The sequence below is a fragment of the Streptosporangium sp. LJ11 genome (assembly GCF_051918945.1).
Taxonomy (GTDB): Bacteria; Actinomycetota; Actinomycetes; order Streptosporangiales; family Streptosporangiaceae; genus Streptosporangium.
Genome location: NZ_JBPXMB010000074.1, coordinates 1 through 3,503, shown reverse-complemented (window position 1 = coordinate 3,503; position 3,503 = coordinate 1). Strand labels below are relative to the sequence as shown.

The following is a 3,503-nucleotide window of genomic DNA, read 5'->3' as shown; positions in this document are numbered from 1 at the left end:
CCGACTGGTCACGGCAGTTGCCGTTGACCGCGCCGGTCGGGTTCAGCCCCGCAGCGAGGGTCCCGTCCGGCCCGATGCCGGGGGTGGCGTAGCAGCCGTCACCGTCGTAGTCGTAGGCCGGAGAGAACGACGACTCGTACCCTCCGGCCGACTGGGGCAGGTTGCGGGGCGGATCGGCGTAGGCCGCCGACGCGGGGAGGACGATCCCCAGAACGGTGACACCGAGCACGATCCCGAACCGGGAACGCCCGCGCGCGGGGGACGCGGGAAGGGATGGGCTCCTCTCCGGCCCGGTCGCTGACTTCGATGCCCTCGGGGTGGACGTGAACGACCACGGCTTTCGCATTCTTCCGCTTTCTCGAAGGACTGCTCCATGACCTGACGACGCGTCGGCGTGGTGCTCGTCGGCGGCGTTCTCCGCACCGATGTGAGCGCGCCTCGCACCTGCACGGCACCACGAAACCGGTGCTTGATCAAGGTCTCCGCGGCAGATGGCGCCGACATGTATCGGCGACGGTCAGGAGGTGAACCACGAACGAAAGATCGCGAATCACCGGGCAGGAAGCCTCCCACGAGGCGCGTCGCGGCCGACGGGCCGGCTGGCCTCTCCAGGCGTCCCGTCACGGGGCATCCCGTCACGGGGCGTTCCGGCCTTGGCGCGGACCGGCGCAGATCGGTGGGGCCCGGTGGGACCCGGATCGTCCCCGGCGTGAACGCCCACGCGCCGCCGCGCGGAAAAGGTATCGTCCGGACGGGCGGGGGAACGTACCGTCGCCATTATGAAGCTGCTCTCGGTCAACGTCGGCCGGCCACGCCCCAACCCCTGGAAGGGGCTCGACTCGACGGGCATCGACAAGCGGCCCGTCGACGGCCCGGTCGCGGTCACCGCCCCCGGCCCCAAGGGCACCGGCGCGGTCGGACTCGCCGGTGACCGCGTCCACGACGTGAAACACCACGGCGGCTCCGACCAGGCCGTCTACGCGTACGCCCGCGAGGATCTTGACGGCTGGGAGGCCGAGCTGGACAGGCCGCTGCCGAACGGGGTCTTCGGGGAGAACCTCACGACCACGGGCCTGGACGTCAACGGGGCCCTGATCGGTGAGCGGTGGCGGATCGGGCCGGACGTCGTGCTGGAGGTGTCGTGCCCGCGCCTGCCCTGCGCGACGTTCCAGGGCTGGCTGGAGCGCGAGGGCTGGACCAAACGATTCACCCGGGCCGCACTGCCGGGCGCGTACCTGCGCGTGATCGAGCCAGGCGACATCCGCGCCGCCGACCCGGTCGAGATCGTGCACCGGCCCGCCCACAAGGTGACCGTCGCGCTCACCTTCCGGGCGATGACGTCGGAACCGGACCTGCTGCCCCGGCTGCTCGCCGCCGACGCCCTGCCGGAGGAGATCAGGGATCGAGCCCGCCGTCGCACCACCGCGTAGACACCGGCCTCGGCGGATCGGCCTGCCACCCGGCATGACGGGTGGAACATCACGACGGCGCAAACCGTCCGGGCCACCACCCCAAGGCGGATCGCCCGGCGTGACGGGCGGAACGTCACGATGGCTAGTGCTGTGACCGGAAACGTTTGCCGGGTTGAGCGATCACGCGGCGAGTGGAAGGGGGCGTCCGCCGAAGCGGATGCCCTTTTCGCTGCGGACGCGGGCACGTTTGCGGCGTTGGGCGGCCAGGAGGGTGGGGTGGCGGGCGTTGGCGTTGCGCCAGCGCAGGTAGGCGTGCAGGGCTCGGGTCTGCACCGTGTGGTTGGGATGGTCGGAGTTGGCGATGATGAACTGCCGCAGTGGCCCGAAGTGCGCCTCGATCGGGTTGGCCCAGGAGGCGTAGGTCGGGGTGAAGCACAACTCGACCTTGTGGCGCCTGGCCCAGGTGCGGATGCGCCAGTTCTTGTGCGCTGACAGGTTGTCCAGGATCACGTAGATCGGAGCGCCGTCCGGGCGGGCGGCACGGATTGACCGCCACGCGGCCCAGGTGGGAGCGATGCCTTTGCGGCGCCGGTTGACGCCCCACAACGTGTCGTCGCCGACGGAGTAGCAGCCGTGGAGGTAGGTGGTCCCATGAGTGCGGTGGTAAGTGGCCGGCAGCCGGTCCGGCCGGCCCTGTGGTGCCCAGCTCGTGCCGTGCGCGGGACGGATGCCCAAAGGACCGAACTCATCAAAGGCGAATGTCCCGAAGTCGCGGTCGCTCAGGTGATCGAACCCCTGCTCCGGGTGGACCACATGCCACTCCAGCAGGCGACCGGTTACCTCCTCATGCAGATCCTCATCAACGACCTGGGCCCACCGACAGTCTTGGCACGCCGCCACGAACTCTGCGCCTATACGCCGCCCGACGTCTACGAAGGGACGATGCGCTTCCTTCGTCATGCCGCCACGCTACGTCTGCCGCATGAAGCTCGAAAGGTAACTTTTCCGTTTCATCGATCATGAGGTAAATCTCCAGTTTGCTCCTGGTGATCGGACCGATCGTGCCTGCCCAGGACGTCAACTGCCTCAAGTAGATGAGAAAAACTGCAGGATGCCTCAAGTTGAATGAGACGGTTTCAGTGCGACCAGTAGAGCAATACTCGATAATGTGTTCTAAAAGATGAGCACAAATCGGATTAGTCGATGTGCCTCAGATTGAATGAGACAAGACCGGATGAGTTGTCTCATTCAATCTGAGGCACCGCAGGTCAGGGGCTTCCGGTGCCTCAGATTGAATGAGACGGGACAGAAGGCGAGCACCATCGGCTTCAACCGGCGGCTGTCGTGGACGTTGGCCGCGGACAGGCCGACGACCAGAGGCAGTCCGGCGCGTCCGACAGGAGGTGCAGCTTGGAACCGGGCTTACTCCGGTCCACGGGTGAAGGACCTGTGTGTTCGCCCCTTTTTCAGCGCGCACGTGCGCCGAGTCGAGCACCACGCGCGACACATCCAGCAGGCCATCGTGCGGCCCGTACCAGCCTATCTCGGCGGTCTCCAGTCGCCGAGGTGGGTGCGGACGGTCCGTTCGGCCGCCTGCTCGGGGGTCAGCTGCGGCCTGTTCTCCGGAACGGGGATCGCCGCTCCCGGACCGGAGTTGCGGTACTCGCCGAACCTGGCCTCCTGCCAGGGGTAGCCCGAGCTCATGTTCACGTACGGGGCGGTGGTGTCGGCCACGGGGCCGATCCAGGTCTCGCGCACGGTCAGCATCGGGACGGCGGTCGGGTCACTGCTCGGACGCCAGGGGCGGGCGAGGCCGTAGGAGCCGTCGGGGGCCTCACCGGTGACGCGGCACCTGGTGGCCAGGTAGCCGTGTGGGTTCGCGGCGGCGGTGCTCGGCGCGAACACGAAACCGTACGGCAGAAACGACACGTCGCGGGTCAGGGCGCGCAGCTCGCACCGGTCGAAGACCGCGGTGGCGCGGCCGAAGACGAAGTCGACGTCGCCCTCGATGTGGCAGCGGCGGTAGTACTGCCGGGCGAAGGTGGCCAGGCCGCGGGTGTCGGCGTACAGCGTGTCCTGGTGGCCGAGGAA

4 protein-coding genes and 1 pseudogene are annotated in these 3,503 nt (G+C 68.2%); 2 read left to right on the top strand and 3 right to left on the bottom strand.

The genetic code is table 11. The features are described from left to right. On the bottom strand, positions 1-229 hold a 229-nt coding region (locus ACTOQ3_RS43375; protein ID WP_440089897.1), incomplete at its 3' end, for an NPP1 family protein. Positions 230-779: 550 nt separating this feature from the next. On the opposite strand from ACTOQ3_RS43375, the gene ACTOQ3_RS43370 reads away from it, so the two are divergent. Beyond that, the gene (locus ACTOQ3_RS43370) at positions 780-1,430 is read left to right on the top strand and encodes an MOSC domain-containing protein (RefSeq protein WP_440089896.1); all 651 of its coding nucleotides are present in this window, start codon (positions 780-782) and stop codon (positions 1,428-1,430) included. 162 nt (positions 1,431-1,592) lie between these two features. Here ACTOQ3_RS43370 and ACTOQ3_RS43365 read toward each other — a convergent pair. Beyond that, positions 1,593-2,174 (bottom strand): annotated as a pseudogene (locus ACTOQ3_RS43365) (transposase); the annotation flags it as partial. Between the two features lie 21 nt (positions 2,175-2,195). On the opposite strand from ACTOQ3_RS43365, the gene ACTOQ3_RS43360 reads away from it, so the two are divergent. Then, positions 2,196-2,435 (top strand): hypothetical protein, encoded by a 240-nt coding sequence (locus tag ACTOQ3_RS43360; protein ID WP_440089899.1) that lies wholly within the window; start codon positions 2,196-2,198, stop codon positions 2,433-2,435. 516 nt (positions 2,436-2,951) lie between these two features. On the opposite strand, the gene ACTOQ3_RS43355 is transcribed toward ACTOQ3_RS43360, so the two are convergent. Beyond that, positions 2,952-3,503 (bottom strand): pectinesterase family protein (locus ACTOQ3_RS43355; protein ID WP_440089895.1); only part of this gene is annotated, 552 nt, incomplete at its 5' end.